This window comes from Klebsiella sp. K-Nf6 (assembly GCF_002806655.1).
Taxonomy (GTDB): Bacteria; Pseudomonadota; Gammaproteobacteria; order Enterobacterales; family Enterobacteriaceae; genus Klebsiella; species Klebsiella variicola.
Genome location: NZ_PIBN01000027.1, coordinates 19,439 through 34,718 on the forward strand (window position 1 = coordinate 19,439; position 15,280 = coordinate 34,718).

Consider the following 15,280-nt stretch of genomic DNA (forward strand, 5'->3'; position numbering starts at 1 on the left):
GACTATGAAGAATATCGTTTTGTGCTGTGCCGCCGGTATGTCCACCAGCATGCTGGTTCAGCGTATGCAAGATGCCGCGCAGAAGAAAGGTGTTGAGGTTTCTATCAAGGCCGTCCCGGTCGCCGAGTTTAAAGATAACCTGGCCGCCGCCGACATTATTTTGCTCGGCCCGCAGGTGAAATATGAGCAGGCTAAACTGCAGGCGCTGGCCGATCCCTTCGGCAAGAAAGTCGCGGTGATCGATATGATGGACTACGGCATGATGAAAGGTGATGCCGTTCTGGATAAAGCCCTTAAGATGCTGGAGTAATCGATGGAAGATTTAGAAACGATCATCATGGAGCTGTTGGTCAATGCCGGTTCCGCACGTAGCGCGGCGCTCACGGCTCTCCAGTTAGCACGGAAAGGTGACTTTGCGGCAGCCGAGCAGGCCATGGCCGAATCCCATGAGTTCGTCAAACATGCGCATAAAATCCAGACCCAGCTCATCGGCCTGGATGAAGGTACCGGTAAGCTGCCGGTCAACCTGATCACCGTTCACTCTCAGGACCACCTGATGAACGCCATGGTCATTCAGGATCTGGCGACCGATATGATTGAACTCTATCGTCGTCTGCCGCTCGCGCAGTAACCTCGCGGATTTAACGGGCGCCGCTGCCGGCGCCCGTCCCCTCTCAAAGAAAACCGTACATTGCGGCAAATACCCAGCCAAACACGCAGGAGACACCGACACCGATGAGCCCGGGCAGGATAAAGCTGTGGTTAATGACAAAGCGGCCGATATGCGTCGTGCCTGAACGGTCGAACTGGATAGCCGCCAGATCGCTTGGGTAGGTCGGCAGAATATAGTAGCCGTAGCAGGCCGGCGCAGAAGCCACGATATAGGCCGGGTCGACGCCGATGGCCAGGGCTACCGGCACAATCGCCGCCAGCGCTGCCGCCTGGGAGTTAACAAACTTAGATACCAGTAACAGCACGATGGCGTAGGCCCACGGGTACTCCTTCACCATCTCTCCGAGCACACCTTTAATCTCGGTCATATGCGCGCCGAACATAGTTTCCGCCATCCACGCGATGCCGTATACCGCGACGATAGCGATCATTCCCGAACGGAAAACCTCATTTTTAGAAATCGACGCCGGGTTAGTTTTGGTAATGATGATAATAAGCGCCCCGGAGAGCAGCATGAACATCTGGATCACCAGCACCATCGACAGCGGCTTACCGTCGAAGGCCGGGCGTAGTTCGGAAAACGCGCCGAGCAGGGCCACCACGGCGATGGAAGCAAGGAAGATCCACATCGCAATCCAGTTGCTGGTCGGCAGCTTTTTATCCAGCAGCGTCGCTGTATCGCCATAGACGTAATGGCGATTTTCCGGTACCGCAATAAACGCCTGGAAGGCTTCGTCTTTATCCAGATCTTTGCCACGGAACCAACTGAAGATACCGATCGCCAGGATCCCCAACAGCGTGGACGGAATGGTTATCGCCAGCAGGTCGAGAAATTCCAGGTGTTTACCGTTAAAGGTAAAATTCCCCAGCATCGCCACCAGCGAAACCACTGCTACCGAGACCGGGCTGGCGATGATCCCCATCTGGGCGCCTATGGAGCTGGCCGCCATCGGACGCTCCGGACGAATGTTATTCTTAATGGCGACATCGTAGATAATCGGCAGGATCGTGTACACCACGTGTCCGGTACCACAGAGTATGGTCAGCGTGCAGGTGACGAAAGGCGCGACGATCGAGACATATTTCGGGTTGCGCCGCAGCAGCTTCTCGGCAATCTGTAACATGACATCCAGCCCACCCGACGCCTGTAGCGTCGCCGAAGCGGCCACAACGGCAATGATGACTAACATCACATCAACCGGCGGTTTACCCGGCTGGAGATGGAACACAAAAACGAGGATAACCAAACCGATGCCGCCCAACAGGCCCAGCGCAATACCGCCTTTTCTGGCACCATAAAACAGACAAATTAAGATAATAATGAGTTGTATCGCAAATTCCATGCAGCCCCCAGAGCCTGTCCACTCAGACCAAAAGAAATGACCAACACCTGCCTGCCGGTATTATTTCTGCGTCTTATCGGGAGAAGCATGAGATGTGGCGATCCCTCTCCAGAGCAGTAGCTCCGAAGATAAAGCAGCAGAAGTAATCCCATGATTCATTAGGTATTTTGAATATATCGCCTTTGGATTGATTATTTTTTGATATGAGTAGAACTTTTACCCATATATAAATAAAGGTTTTTCCAGTGAACGGGGAATGGATATTTTATATGAATTAATTGCTAAAAATATGCGGCGTTAATATGTCGTAAATGTAATTAAAGACGAGGGCGAGGCGGCGGACAAACAATAAAAAAGCCGGTCAGGAAACCTGACCGGCTTTTTAGCAGTGCATCAACGATTAATCGTTGTCAGAACCGCCAAGGCCTGCGTTCAGCAGTTCTGCCAGGTTGGCAGACGCTTCTTCTACGCTCACCTGCGGTGCAGCTGGCTGTTCGCCCGCTGCGCGACGGCGCATACGATCCTGGTGGTACGCATAACCGGTACCCGCCGGGATCAGACGACCCACGATGACGTTCTCTTTCAGACCGCGCAGTTCGTCGCGTTTGCCCGCAACAGCTGCTTCGGTCAGCACGCGAGTGGTCTCCTGGAACGATGCCGCGGAGATGAAGGACTCGGTTGCCAGAGACGCTTTGGTGATACCCAGCAGGTCGCGGGAATAGGTTGCCGCAACTTTGCCATTCGCTTCAAGCTCGCGGTTAGCGATCTTAACGCGGGAGTATTCAACCTGCTCGCCTTCGAGGAAGTCGGAGCTACCAGCACTTTCGATGGTCGCTTTACGCAGCATCTGACGAACGATAACCTCAATGTGCTTATCGTTAATCTTAACGCCTTGCAGACGGTAAACGTCCTGAACTTCGTTGGTGATGTAACGCGTTACCGCGTGCACGCCACGAAGACGCAGAATGTCGTGCGGTGCTTCCGGACCGTCGGAAACCACGTCACCACGTTCTACACGTTCACCTTCGAACACGTTCAGCTGACGCCATTTCGGAATCATCTCTTCGTACGGTTCGCTACCGTCTACCGGGGTGATAACCAGACGACGTTTCCCTTTGGTTTCTTTACCGAAGGAAATGATGCCGCTGATTTCAGCCAGGATTGCCGGCTCTTTCGGACGACGTGCTTCGAACAGATCCGCAACGCGCGGCAGACCACCGGTGATGTCCTTGGTACCGCCGGATTCCTGCGGAACACGCGCCAGGGTGTCACCAGAGCTGATCTGTACGCCATCTTCCAGCTGAACAATCGCTTTACCCGGCAGGAAGTACTGAGCAGGCATATCGGTGCCTGGGATCAGAACGTCGTTGCCCTGAGCATCAACAATTTTCAGCGCCGGACGCAGATCTTTACCACCTGCGGTACGTTCTGCAGAATCCAGAACCACCAGCGAAGACAGACCGGTCAGCTCGTCGGTCTGACGAGTAATGGTCTGGCCGTCGATCATGTCAGTGAAGCGGACGAAACCACTCACTTCGGTGATAACCGGCATGGTATGCGGATCCCAGTTTGCAACGGTTTCACCGCCGGCAACCTGTTCGCCATCGCCTTTCGCCATAACGGAGCCGTAAGGCACTTTATAGCTTTCTTTCGTACGGCCGAATTCGTCGATCAGTTTCAGCTCGGTGTTACGAGAGGTGATAACCAGTTTACCGCTGGAGTTCACAACCGACTTCGCGTTGCTCAGACGGATGCTACCTTTGTTTTTCACCTGGATGCTGGATTCAGCAGCCGCACGAGATGCCGCACCACCGATGTGGAACGTACGCATCGTCAGCTGTGTACCCGGCTCACCGATGGACTGTGCCGCGATAACGCCGATAGCCTCACCTTTGTTGATGATGTGGCCACGCGCCAGGTCACGACCGTAGCAGTGCGCACATACACCAAAGTCGGTGTCACAGGATACAACGGAACGAACTTTGACAGAGTCAACGGAGTTCTCTTCCAGCAGGTCACACCAGTGCTCATGCAGCAGCGTGTTGCGTGGAACCAGAATGTCCGCGGTGCCCGGCTTCAGAACGTCTTCAGCAGTCACACGACCCAGTACGCGATCGCGCAGCGGCTCTTTAACGTCGCCACCTTCGATAACCGGCGTCATGGTGATGCCTTCCAGGGTACCGCAGTCGTCTTCAGTGACGACCAGGTCCTGGGCAACGTCAACCAGACGACGAGTCAGGTAACCGGAGTTCGCTGTCTTCAGTGCGGTATCCGCCAGACCTTTACGCGCACCGTGGGTGGAGATGAAGTACTGGAGTACGTTCAGACCTTCACGGAAGTTCGCGGTGATCGGCGTTTCGATGATGGAGCCATCCGGCTTCGCCATCAGACCACGCATACCAGCCAGCTGACGAATCTGTGCTGCAGAACCACGCGCACCGGAGTCGGCCATCATGTAGATGCTGTTGAAGGAAACCTGCTGCTCTTCCTGACCGTCACGGTTAATCACGGTTTCAGTTTGCAGGTTATCCATCATCGCTTTGGATACACGATCGTTCGCCGCAGCCCAGATATCGATAACTTTGTTGTAGCGTTCGCCCGCGGTGACCAGACCAGACTGGAACTGTTCCTGAATCTCAGCAACTTCCGCTTCCGCTTCGCTGATGATTTCGTATTTTTTCTCCGGGATGACCATGTCATCGATACCAACGGATGCACCTGAACGCGCTGCATAAGCAAAGCCGGTGTACATCGTCTGGTCCGCAAAAATAACGGTCGGTTTCAGGCCCAGAATACGGTAACAGGTGTTCAGCATCTTGGAGATTGCTTTCTTACCGAGCGCCTGGTTCACGATAGAGAACGGCAGACCTTTCGGTACGATCATCCACAGAATGGCACGGCCAACGGTCGTGTCTTTCAAGCTGGTCTTCGCGACGAATTCACCATTGTCGTCTTTTTCGTATTCGGTGATACGCACTTTAACGCGCGCATGCAGAGAGGCCAGACCGGCGCGATAAATACGCTCCGCTTCTTTCGGGCCAGTCAGCACCATGCCTTCGCCTTTGGCGTTAACACAGTCGCGGGTCATGTAGTACAGACCCAGTACAACGTCCTGAGACGGAACGATGATTGGTTCGCCGTTCGCCGGGGACAGGATGTTGTTGGTAGACATCATCAGCGCACGCGCTTCCAGCTGGGCTTCCAGCGTCAGCGGTACGTGAACAGCCATCTGGTCACCATCGAAGTCGGCGTTATATGCCGCACAAACCAGCGGGTGCAGCTGAATGGCTTTACCTTCGATCAGAACCGGTTCGAATGCCTGGATACCTAAACGGTGCAGGGTTGGTGCACGGTTCAGCAGTACCGGGTGTTCGCGGATAACTTCGTCCAGGATATCCCAAACGACGGCTTCTTCGCGCTCAACCATTTTCTTAGCGGCTTTGATGGTGGTGGCCAGGCCACGCAGTTCCAGCTTGCCGTAGATGAACGGTTTGAACAGCTCCAGCGCCATTTTCTTCGGCAGACCGCACTGATGCAGACGCAGGTATGGACCTACGGTGATAACAGAACGACCGGAGTAGTCAACACGCTTACCGAGCAGGTTCTGACGGAAACGACCCTGTTTACCTTTGATCATATCGGCCAAAGATTTCAGAGGACGTTTGTTAGAACCGGTGATCGCACGACCGCGACGACCGTTATCCAGCAGGGCGTCAACCGCTTCCTGCAGCATACGTTTTTCGTTGCGTACGATGATGTCCGGCGCAGCCAGATCCAGCAGACGTTTCAGACGGTTGTTACGGTTAATGACGCGACGATACAGATCGTTCAGGTCAGAAGTCGCAAAACGGCCGCCATCGAGCGGAACCAGCGGACGCAGATCTGGCGGCAGAACCGGCAGAACGGTCAGGATCATCCACTCCGGCTTGTTGCCAGACTGAACGAACGCTTCCAGCAGCTTAATGCGCTTGGTCAGCTTTTTACGCTTGGTTTCGGAGTTGGTTTCGTTCAGCTCTTCACGCAGCTGTTCGCATTCCTGCTCCAGATCCATATTGCGCAGCAGCGCCTGGATCGCTTCCGCACCCATTTTCGCGTCGAATTCGTCACCGAACTCTTCCAGCGCATCCAGGTACTGCTCTTCAGTCAGGATCTGGTTGCGTTCGAGGTTAGTCATGCCACCTTCGATAACCACGTAGGATTCGAAGTACAGTACACGTTCGATATCGCGCAGCGGCATATCCAGCAGCAGGCCGATACGGGACGGCAGCGATTTCAGGAACCAGATGTGCGCCGTCGGACATGCCAGCTCGATGTGGCCCATGCGCTCACGACGCACTTTAGTCTGGGTCACTTCAACGCCGCACTTCTCACAGATCACACCGCGGTGTTTCAGGCGCTTGTACTTACCGCACAGGCACTCATAGTCTTTTACTGGCCCGAAAATACGAGCACAGAACAGACCGTCACGCTCAGGCTTGAACGTACGGTAGTTAATGGTTTCCGGCTTTTTAACTTCACCGAAAGACCATGAACGGATCATGTCTGGCGATGCCAGAGCAATTTTGATCGCATCAAACTCTTCGGTTTTAGTTTGCGCTTTCAGAAACTTTAATAAGTCTTTCACGGATTTGCTCCCGTCGGAGTTAGCACAATCTGGCGCCGGGTTTTACCCCGGCACCAGTGACCTGTTTGAGCGAGAGTTACTCGTCTTCCAGTTCGATGTTGATGCCCAGCGAGCGGATCTCTTTCAACAGTACGTTGAAGGATTCCGGCATGCCCGGTTCCATCTGGTGGTTGCCGTCCACGATGTTTTTATACATCTTGGTACGACCATTCACGTCATCAGACTTAACGGTGAGCATTTCCTGCAGGGTGTAGGCCGCGCCATAAGCTTCCAGCGCCCACACTTCCATCTCACCGAAGCGCTGACCACCGAACTGCGCCTTACCACCCAGCGGCTGCTGAGTAACCAGGCTGTAGGAACCGGTGGAACGAGCGTGCATTTTGTCGTCGACCAGGTGGTTCAGTTTCAGCATGTACATGTAACCCACGGTTACCGGACGTTCGAACTGTTCACCGGTGCGGCCGTCAAACAGGGTGATCTGACCGGAAGTCGGCAGGTCGCCCAGCTGCAGCAGCTCTTTGATTTCAGCTTCTTTCGCACCGTCGAATACCGGCGTTGCGATCGGCATGCCTTTACGCAGGTTTTCAGCCAGACGCAGAACTTCTTCATCGCTGAAGGTATTCAGGTCAACTTTCTGGCGAACGTCAGCGCCCAGATCGTAAGCACGCTGGATGAATTCGCGCAGTTTCGCGACTTCTTGCTGCTGTTTCAACATGGCGTTGATCTTGTCGCCGATGCCTTTCGCAGCCATACCCAGGTGAGTTTCCAGGATCTGACCGATGTTCATACGAGACGGTACGCCCAGCGGGTTCAGTACGATATCTACCGGCGTACCGTTAGCATCGTGCGGCATATCTTCGATCGGGTTGATCTTAGAGATAACACCCTTGTTACCGTGACGACCTGCCATCTTATCACCAGGCTGGATACGGCGTTTAACGGCCAGGTATACCTTAACAATCTTCAGCACGCCCGGTGCCAGATCGTCGCCTTGAGTGATTTTACGGCGTTTCGCTTCGAGTTTTTTCTCGAACTCGTGTTTCAGCTCGTCATACTGCTCAGCCAGTTGCTCCAGCTGATTTTGTTTCTCTTCGTCGGTCAGGCCCAGTTCCAGCCAGCGATCGCGCGGCAGTTTGTCGAGCTTCTCAGCTTCAACGCCACCGGATACCAGCACCGCGTAGATACGACTGAACAGACCGGCTTCGAGGATCTGCAGTTCTTCAGACAGGTCTTTCTTCGCCTGCTTCAGCTGCATCTCTTCGATTTCCAGCGCACGTTTGTCTTTTTCTACGCCGTCACGGGTAAAGACCTGAACGTCGATAACGGTACCAGAGACACCGTTCGGCACGCGCAGAGAAGAGTCTTTAACGTCAGACGCTTTCTCACCGAAGATTGCACGCAGCAGTTTCTCTTCCGGCGTCAGCTGGGTTTCACCTTTCGGCGTTACCTTACCAACCAGAATGTCGCCGCCGGTCACTTCCGCACCGATATAAACGATACCGGACTCATCCAGTTTAGAGAGCGCAGCTTCACCCACGTTCGGGATGTCAGCGGTAATCTCTTCCGGCCCCAGCTTGGTGTCACGGGACACGCACGCCAGTTCCTGAATGTGGATGGTGGTGAAACGGTCTTCCTGGACAACACGCTCGGATACGAGGATGGAGTCTTCGAAGTTGTAGCCGTTCCACGGCATGAACGCTACGCGCATGTTCTGACCCAGCGCCAGTTCACCGAGGTCGGTGGACGGGCCGTCGGCCAGCACGTCGCCGCGCTCAATGGGTTCGCCCAGGGACACGCAAGGCATCTGGTTGATGCAGGTGTTCTGGTTAGAACGGGTGTACTTGGTCAGGTTGTAGATGTCGATACCTGCTTCGCCCGGGTACATCTCGTCTTCGTTAACTTTGATAACGATACGGGAAGCATCCACGTACTGAACGGTACCGCCGCGTTTAGCGACCGCAGTAACACCGGAGTCAACGGCAACAGCACGTTCCATACCGGTACCAACCAGCGGCTTATCAGCGCGCAGAGTCGGAACCGCCTGACGTTGCATGTTCGCACCCATCAATGCACGGTTGGCGTCATCGTGTTCCAGGAACGGGATCAGGGACGCACCGACGGATACCACCTGCTGGGTGGATACGTCCATGTAGTCAACCTGGTCGCGGCTGAACAAGCTGGATTCGCCTTTGCTACGGCAGGTAACCAGATCTTCAACAAAGTGGCCTTCGTCATCTAGGTTGGAGTTCGCCTGAGCGATGACGTAGTTACCTTCTTCGATGGCAGACAGGTAATGAATTTCGTCGGTAACCACACCGTCAGTCACTTTACGATACGGCGTCTCAAGGAAGCCATATTCGTTAGTCTGTGCGTACACGGACAGGGAGTTGATCAGACCGATGTTCGGACCTTCAGGCGTTTCGATTGGACATACGCGACCGTAGTGAGTCGGGTGTACGTCTCGAACTTCGAAGCCTGCGCGTTCACGGGTCAGACCGCCTGGGCCGAGTGCGGAGATACGACGTTTGTGCGTAATCTCAGACAGCGGGTTGTTCTGGTCCATAAACTGTGACAGCTGGCTGGAACCAAAGAACTCTTTCACTGCTGCGGAAATCGGTTTGGCGTTGATCATATCCTGAGGCATCAGGGTATCGAGATCGCCCAGAGACAGACGCTCTTTAACCGCACGCTCTACACGCACCAGGCCAACGCGGAACTGGTTTTCCGCCATTTCGCCAACGGAACGGATACGACGGTTGCCGAGGTGGTCGATATCATCGACTTCGCCTTTACCGTTACGGATATCGATGAGCTTCTTCATCACTTCGATGATGTCGTCTTTGCTCAGGATACCGGAACCTTCGATTTCGTCACGCAGCAGAGAACGGTTGAACTTCATACGACCAACCGCGGACAGATCGTAGCGGTCTTCGGAGAAGAACAGGTTCTCGAACAGGCTTTCAGCCGCTTCACGAGTCGGCGGCTCACCCGGGCGCATCATGCGGTAGATTTCTACCAGCGCGCTCAGACGATCGTTGGTCGGGTCGACGCGTACCGTTTCAGAAATGTACGGGCCGTGGTCCAGATCGTTGGTGAACAGCGTTTCGATACGCTTGTGGCCTGACTGGCTCAGCTTAGCCAGCAGATCCAGGCTCAGTTCCATGTTCGCCGGGCAGATCAGCTCGCCAGTCGCTTCGTCGATGTAGTCTTTAGAAGCGACTTTGCCCGCAATGTACTCAACCGGAACTTCGATATGTTTGATATCGTCTTTTTCCAGCTGGCGAATGTGGCGCGCAGTAATACGGCGGCCTTTCTCAACGTACACTTTACCGTTGGCTTCGATATCGAAGGAGGCGGTTTCACCGCGCAGACGCTCCGGTATCAGCTCCATCTGCAGCTTGTTGTCGCGAATTTCAAAGACCACTTTCTCGAAGAACAGGTCAAGGATCTGCTCAGTGGTGTAATTCAGCGCGCGCAGAATGATAGTTGCCGGCAGTTTACGACGACGGTCGATACGAACAAACAGGTTGTCTTTCGGGTCGAATTCGAAGTCCAGCCAGGAACCGCGGTAAGGGATAATACGTGCGTTATACAGGACCTTACCGGATGAGTGGGTCTTACCTTTGTCACTGTCAAAGAAGACGCCCGGGCTACGGTGCAGCTGAGAAACGATAACACGCTCGGTACCGTTGATAACGAAGGTACCGTTGTCGGTCATGAGCGGAATTTCGCCCATGTAGACTTCTTGTTCTTTAATGTCTTTAACGGTGCCTTCCGGCGCTTCGCGCTCGTAGATCACCAGACGCAGTTTTACGCGCAGCGGTGCAGAATAAGTCACGCCACGGATCTGACATTCTTTAACATCAAAAACAGGTTCGCCCAGACGGTAGCTGACGTATTGCAGCTCTGAATTACCGCTGTAGCTCTGAATCGGGAATACGGAACGGAAGGCTGCTTCCAGACCATACTGCCCTTCAGGATCTTGCTCGATAAACTTCTGGAACGAATCAAGCTGGATAGAAAGGAGATAAGGTATGTCCAGAACTTGTGGACGTTTACCAAAATCCTTACGAATACGTTTTTTCTCGGTATAGGAGTAAACCATAGGGTTCCTCAGCTCGCTGACAAGTCGACCCGTCTGCCTAAGTAAGGCAGTTTTTTATGCAACACTATTTTGTTGACCGGAAAATGGAACACTTTCCGCAATACCTGTTGCTATCACGCTTAAACCATTTCGTTGCGATTTACACAGCCCAGGAACCCTAACCTGTCGCAGTATATTAAGTCGTCGATAGAAACAAGCATTGTCAGGCAAACCAGCAGTCAAACAGTGTGAAATGCTACTGGCGCCTTACAGCGCAAAAAGGCTGGTGACTAAAAAGTCACCAGCCTCAGCCTGATTTCTCAGGCTGCAACCGGAAGGGTTGGCTTATTTAACTTCAACTTCAGCGCCAGCTTCTTCCAGAGATTTTTTCAGAGCTTCAGCGTCGTCTTTGCTGATGCCTTCTTTCAGTGCAGCCGGAGCAGATTCTACCAGGTCTTTAGCTTCTTTCAGACCCAGGCCAGTTGCGCCACGTACTGCTTTGATAACAGCAACTTTGTTAGCGCCAGCAGCTTTCAGAATTACGTCGAATTCAGTTTTTTCTTCAGCAGCTTCAACCGGGCCAGCAGCTACAGCTACAGCAGCAGCAGCGGAAACACCGAATTTTTCTTCCATTGCAGAGATCAGCTCAACAACGTCCATTACGGACATAGCGGATACTGCTTCAATGATTTGATCTTTAGTGATAGACATTTAAATTGTTCCTGAATATCAGAATAAGTTTATACGTAAGCGAATGCTTTATAAAGACAACTGCAATTAAGCAGCTTCTTTCGCATCGCGTACAGCAGCCAGAGTACGAACCAGTTTGCCAGCCGAAGCTTCTTTCATGGTTGCCATCAGGCGTGCAATTGCTTCTTCGTAGGTCGGCAGAGTTGCCAGGCGGTCGATCTGCGACGCCGGGATCAGCTCACCTTCAAAGGCAGCGGCTTTGACCTCAAATTTTGCATTCGCTTTCGCGAACTCTTTGAACAGACGAGCAGCAGCGCCCGGGTGTTCCATAGAGTATGCAATCAGGGTCGGACCAACAAACGTGTCTTTCAGGCACTCGAACTGAGTACCTTCAACGACGCGGCGCAGCAGGGTGTTACGAACAACACGCATGTATACGCCAGCTTCACGACCTGCTTTACGCAGTTCAGTCATTTTATCCACAGTTACGCCACGGGAATCCGCAACTACTGCAGACAGCGCACCTTTGGCTACTTCGCTGACTTCAGCAACAATCGCTTGTTTGTCTTGAAGATTTAAAGCCATTAGCTTTGCTCCTGGATGTTTGCCAGAGCTCATGCTCTGGAACTCACTTCACTCTATTCAACGAATAGAGCGTCTTAATACGGTGAGCAGAAACAAGCCAGAATATCCAAAAATAATCTTAGCGTTCTGTCACCGTCTACGCAGGGGATTAAGTCTCTTACGAGACTCCTGCGGTCTTCGACGGAGGCCTGGATAGGCCAGGCTCCAACGAACAAATTCTTCCTATGACTTCGTCCTTCGAACCGCAGCGGCGTTAGCTGCTCTCGTTCACACCGGTCATGTAGTTAACTACACTCCCGGTGATTCACTCGATTGCTGCCTTGCTGCAATTCAAATGACTCGCATAGCGTCTGTCTTATTGACAGAATCGTGGGGGTAAGATTGTAGACAAAATCACCGCCCACGTAAAGGCATTAGTTTGCAGAAGCGTTCAGGCCAGCCTGATCTACTGCAACACCTGCACCCATGGTGGTGGAGATGCTAACTTTCTTGATGTACACGCCTTTAGCCTGAGTCGGTTTTGCTTTTTTCAGCGCAACCAGCAGAGATTCCAGGTTTTCTTTCAGTTTGTCAGCGTCAAAGTCCACTTTACCGATGGTGGTGTGGATGATGCCGTTTTTGTCGTTACGATAACGAACCTGACCTGCTTTCGCGTTCTTAACCGCTTCAGCAACGTTAGGGGTTACGGTACCCACTTTCGGGTTTGGCATCAGGCCGCGCGGACCCAGAACCTGGCCCAGCTGGCCAACAACGCGCATTGCATCCGGAGAAGCAATAACAACGTCAAAGTTCATTTCGCCTTTCTTGATCTGGTCAGCCAGATCTTCCATACCTACCAGCTCAGCGCCTGCAGCTTTTGCAGCTTCAGCGTTTGCGCCCTGGGCAAATACGGCAACGCGAACAGAACGGCCAGTACCGTGCGGCAGTACAGTTGCACCACGTACGTTCTGGTCAGATTTACGAGCATCGATGCCCAGGTTTACAGCAACGTCAACGCTTTCAACGAACTTAGCAGTAGCCAGTTCTTTCAGCAGAGCAATGGCTTCGTTGATGTCGTACTGTTTAGTTGCATCAACTTTGTCACGAATCACGGACATGCGCTTGGTCAGTTTAGCCATTTCTTAGTCCTCCACTACCAGGCCCATGGAACGTGCAGTACCTTCGATGGAGCGAGTCATCGCTTCAATGTCGGCACCAGTCATGTCGGCAGCTTTGGTCTGCGCGATTTCCTGCAGCTGAGCGCGGGAAATTTTACCAACTTTATCTTTGTTCGGCTTACCAGAGCCGGACTTGATACCAGCCGCTTTTTTCAGCAGAACTGCTGCCGGCGGGGTTTTGGTAACGAAAGTGAAAGAACGGTCAGCGTAAACGGTGATAACAACCGGGATTGGCAGACCTTTTTCCATGGATTCAGTTTTTGCGTTGAACGCTTTGCAGAATTCCATGATGTTAACGCCCTGCTGACCCAGTGCTGGACCAACCGGCGGACTCGGGTTTGCCATACCAGCTGCAACCTGCAGCTTGACGTAGGCTTGTACTTTCTTAGCCATTCTTAAATCCTCAAATTGGGTTATAGCGCTTCAGAGAAGCTCCCCGTGATAAACATCGTTTTACGGGCCAGGCCCATAAAAACAAAAGGCGCGAAATTGTATGCCAATTTCGCGCCCTATGCAACGATTAAATCGCTGCTTTTTTGATCGCCGGCTTACGCCTTCTCAACCTGACCGAAGTCCAGTTCTACCGGAGTCGCACGACCGAAGATAGAAACGGAAACTTTCAGGCGGGACTTTTCGTAGTCCACTTCTTCAACGACGCCGTTAAAGTCAGCGAACGGACCATCGTTGACACGAACCATTTCGCCCGGCTCAAACAGCGTTTTCGGACGCGGCTTATCGCCAACCTGCTGCAGACGGTTCATGATGGCGTCAACTTCTTTGTCGCTGATCGGCGCCGGACGGTCGGAAGTACCGCCGATGAAGCCCATCACACGCGGTACGCTGCGCACCAGGTGCCAGCTCGCGTCATTCATGACCATCTGAACCAGAACGTAGCCTGGGAAGAATTTACGTTCGCTTTTGCGACGCTGGCCGCCACGGATTTCAACCACTTCTTCGGTTGGAACCATGACTTCGCCAAACAACTCTTCCATGTTGTGTAATTTGATATGTTCACGCAGCGAAGTAGCTACGCGACCTTCAAAACCGGAAAACGCCTGAACGACGTACCAGCGCTTTTTAGGAGCTTCAGACATCTCAGAACCTCAGGCCAGTGATAAAGGAGACCAGGCGAACCAGAATACCATCCAGTCCCCACAGGATCAGTGACATTACTGCAGTCACGGCAGCAACAATCAGCGTAGTATGCAGCGTTTCCTGGCGAGTCGGCCAAATCACTTTACGCACTTCGGTTCGCGCTTCGCGAGCAAAAGCAACGGTCGCCTTACCTTTCGTCGTCAACAGCGCGACGCCACCGGCAGCAGCAATAAGAATAACCACGGCCAGCGCACGCACCGCCAGCATAATGTCGCGATAAAGGAAGTTGCCCACGATCGCCACGATCAGCAGCACGGCAACGATAATCCACTTCATCGCTTCCAGGCCGCGCCCGCTCCCTTGAGCTTCGGTATTCGCACTCATAAACCAACCTGTCAGAAGTATTCTACAAACAATTTCACCCCGCGGGGGCGAGGCGATCCAAACCGAAATTAAGTTTCGGATTATACACAGAACGCGTTCAAACTGCTTCAACGCTGGCAGTTCTGTCGCCCCTGCCCTGCTATTGCAAAGAAGAACGCTGACTTGCCGTCGCGCTACCGCTCGAATGGTTTGGTGTATAAACGCCCTCTTCAGAGCCTGTCTCAGCAATGATTATGACAAAAAAAATCACTGATGAGCCAGGTTCTGGTATGAAAGCGTGCAAAAAGGGCATCAAATGATGCCCTTTTATTGCGCATTGCGTCAAATGTTATCAGCGATTAGCTGAGAACTTTAGCAACCACGCCCGCGCCAACGGTACGACCGCCTTCACGGATTGCGAAACGCAGACCATCGTCCATCGCGATCGGGTGGATCAGGGTAACAACCATTTTGATGTTGTCGCCCGGCATTACCATCTCTACGCCTTCCGGCAGTTCGATGGTACCAGTCACGTCAGTAGTACGGAAATAGAACTGCGGACGGTAGCCTTTGAAGAACGGAGTATGACGGCCGCCTTCGTCTTTGGACAGAATGTACACTTCAGATTCGAACTTGGTGTGCGGCTTGATGCTGCCCGGCTTAGCCA

The 15,280-nt window shown here is 53.1% G+C and carries 11 protein-coding genes and 1 pseudogene; 2 read left to right on the forward strand and 10 right to left on the reverse strand.

The window, feature by feature from the left end:
- The first annotated feature begins 4 nt into the window (after positions 1 to 4).
- Together CWM61_RS27305 and CWM61_RS27310 are read left to right on the forward strand one after the other, a co-directional pair.
- Positions 5 to 310 (forward strand): PTS sugar transporter subunit IIB, encoded by a 306-nt coding sequence (locus CWM61_RS27305; protein ID WP_002884150.1) that lies wholly within the window; start codon positions 5 to 7, stop codon positions 308 to 310.
- Positions 311 to 313: 3 nt separating this feature from the next.
- Positions 314 to 631: a PTS lactose/cellobiose transporter subunit IIA gene (locus CWM61_RS27310; RefSeq protein ID WP_008808002.1), complete on the forward strand. Its 318-nt coding sequence runs from the start codon at positions 314 to 316 to the stop codon at positions 629 to 631.
- A 43-nt stretch (positions 632 to 674) separates the two neighbouring features.
- Here the strand turns inward: CWM61_RS27310 and dcuB are convergent, their stop codons facing one another.
- From dcuB to tuf, 10 genes and pseudogenes are all read right to left on the reverse strand, one after another.
- The gene (dcuB, locus tag CWM61_RS27315; RefSeq protein ID WP_008808003.1) at positions 675 to 2,015 is read right to left on the reverse strand and encodes an anaerobic C4-dicarboxylate transporter DcuB; all 1,341 of its coding nucleotides are present in this window, start codon (positions 2,013 to 2,015) and stop codon (positions 675 to 677) included.
- A gap of 400 nt (positions 2,016 to 2,415) precedes the next feature.
- Positions 2,416 to 6,639: a DNA-directed RNA polymerase subunit beta' gene (gene rpoC, locus CWM61_RS27320; protein WP_061156159.1), complete on the reverse strand. Its 4,224-nt coding sequence runs from the start codon at positions 6,637 to 6,639 to the stop codon at positions 2,416 to 2,418.
- Positions 6,640 to 6,715: 76 nt separating this feature from the next.
- Positions 6,716 to 10,744, reverse strand: coding sequence for a DNA-directed RNA polymerase subunit beta (rpoB, locus tag CWM61_RS27325; RefSeq protein ID WP_061156160.1), 4,029 nt, complete (start codon positions 10,742 to 10,744; stop codon positions 6,716 to 6,718).
- 324 nt (positions 10,745 to 11,068) lie between these two features.
- Positions 11,069 to 11,434, reverse strand: a complete 366-nt coding sequence (rplL, locus tag CWM61_RS27330; RefSeq protein WP_002884142.1) for a 50S ribosomal protein L7/L12 — start codon at positions 11,432 to 11,434, stop codon at positions 11,069 to 11,071.
- Positions 11,435 to 11,500: 66 nt separating this feature from the next.
- Positions 11,501 to 11,998 (reverse strand): 50S ribosomal protein L10, encoded by a 498-nt coding sequence (rplJ, locus tag CWM61_RS27335; RefSeq protein ID WP_001207203.1) that lies wholly within the window; start codon positions 11,996 to 11,998, stop codon positions 11,501 to 11,503.
- 413 nt (positions 11,999 to 12,411) lie between these two features.
- Positions 12,412 to 13,116, reverse strand: coding sequence for a 50S ribosomal protein L1 (gene rplA / locus CWM61_RS27345; protein WP_061156161.1), 705 nt, complete (start codon positions 13,114 to 13,116; stop codon positions 12,412 to 12,414).
- Positions 13,117 to 13,119: 3 nt separating this feature from the next.
- The gene (gene rplK, locus CWM61_RS27350) at positions 13,120 to 13,548 is read right to left on the reverse strand and encodes a 50S ribosomal protein L11 (protein WP_008808007.1); all 429 of its coding nucleotides are present in this window, start codon (positions 13,546 to 13,548) and stop codon (positions 13,120 to 13,122) included.
- Between the two features lie 155 nt (positions 13,549 to 13,703).
- Positions 13,704 to 14,249, reverse strand: a complete 546-nt coding sequence (gene nusG, locus CWM61_RS27355) for a transcription termination/antitermination protein NusG (protein WP_007665882.1) — start codon at positions 14,247 to 14,249, stop codon at positions 13,704 to 13,706.
- 1 nt (position 14,250) lies between these two features.
- Positions 14,251 to 14,634 carry a preprotein translocase subunit SecE gene (gene secE, locus CWM61_RS27360; RefSeq protein ID WP_002883772.1) on the reverse strand — a complete coding sequence of 128 codons (384 nt, stop codon included), beginning with the start codon at positions 14,632 to 14,634 and terminating at the stop codon, positions 14,251 to 14,253.
- Positions 14,635 to 14,972: 338 nt separating this feature from the next.
- A pseudogene (gene tuf, locus CWM61_RS27370) lies at positions 14,973 to 15,280 on the reverse strand (elongation factor Tu); the annotation flags it as partial.

Bases quoted from the DNA above. Each gene is read 5' to 3' on its own strand.
- dcuB (WP_008808003.1), bottom strand. From the start codon at position 2,015: ATGGAATTTGCGATACAACTCATTATTATCTTAATTTGTCTGTTTTAT.
- rplK (WP_008808007.1), bottom strand. From the start codon at position 13,548: ATGGCTAAGAAAGTACAAGCCTACGTCAAGCTGCAGGTTGCAGCTGGT.
- CWM61_RS27310 (WP_008808002.1), top strand. From the start codon at position 314: ATGGAAGATTTAGAAACGATCATCATGGAGCTGTTGGTCAATGCCGGT.
- rplA (WP_061156161.1), bottom strand. From the start codon at position 13,116: ATGGCTAAACTGACCAAGCGCATGTCCGTGATTCGTGACAAAGTTGAT.
- rplJ (WP_001207203.1), bottom strand. From the start codon at position 11,998: ATGGCTTTAAATCTTCAAGACAAACAAGCGATTGTTGCTGAAGTCAGC.
- rpoB (WP_061156160.1), bottom strand. From the start codon at position 10,744: ATGGTTTACTCCTATACCGAGAAAAAACGTATTCGTAAGGATTTTGGT.
- nusG (WP_007665882.1), bottom strand. From the start codon at position 14,249: ATGTCTGAAGCTCCTAAAAAGCGCTGGTACGTCGTTCAGGCGTTTTCC.
- secE (WP_002883772.1), bottom strand. From the start codon at position 14,634: ATGAGTGCGAATACCGAAGCTCAAGGGAGCGGGCGCGGCCTGGAAGCG.
- rplL (WP_002884142.1), bottom strand. From the start codon at position 11,434: ATGTCTATCACTAAAGATCAAATCATTGAAGCAGTATCCGCTATGTCC.
- CWM61_RS27305 (WP_002884150.1), top strand. From the start codon at position 5: ATGAAGAATATCGTTTTGTGCTGTGCCGCCGGTATGTCCACCAGCATG.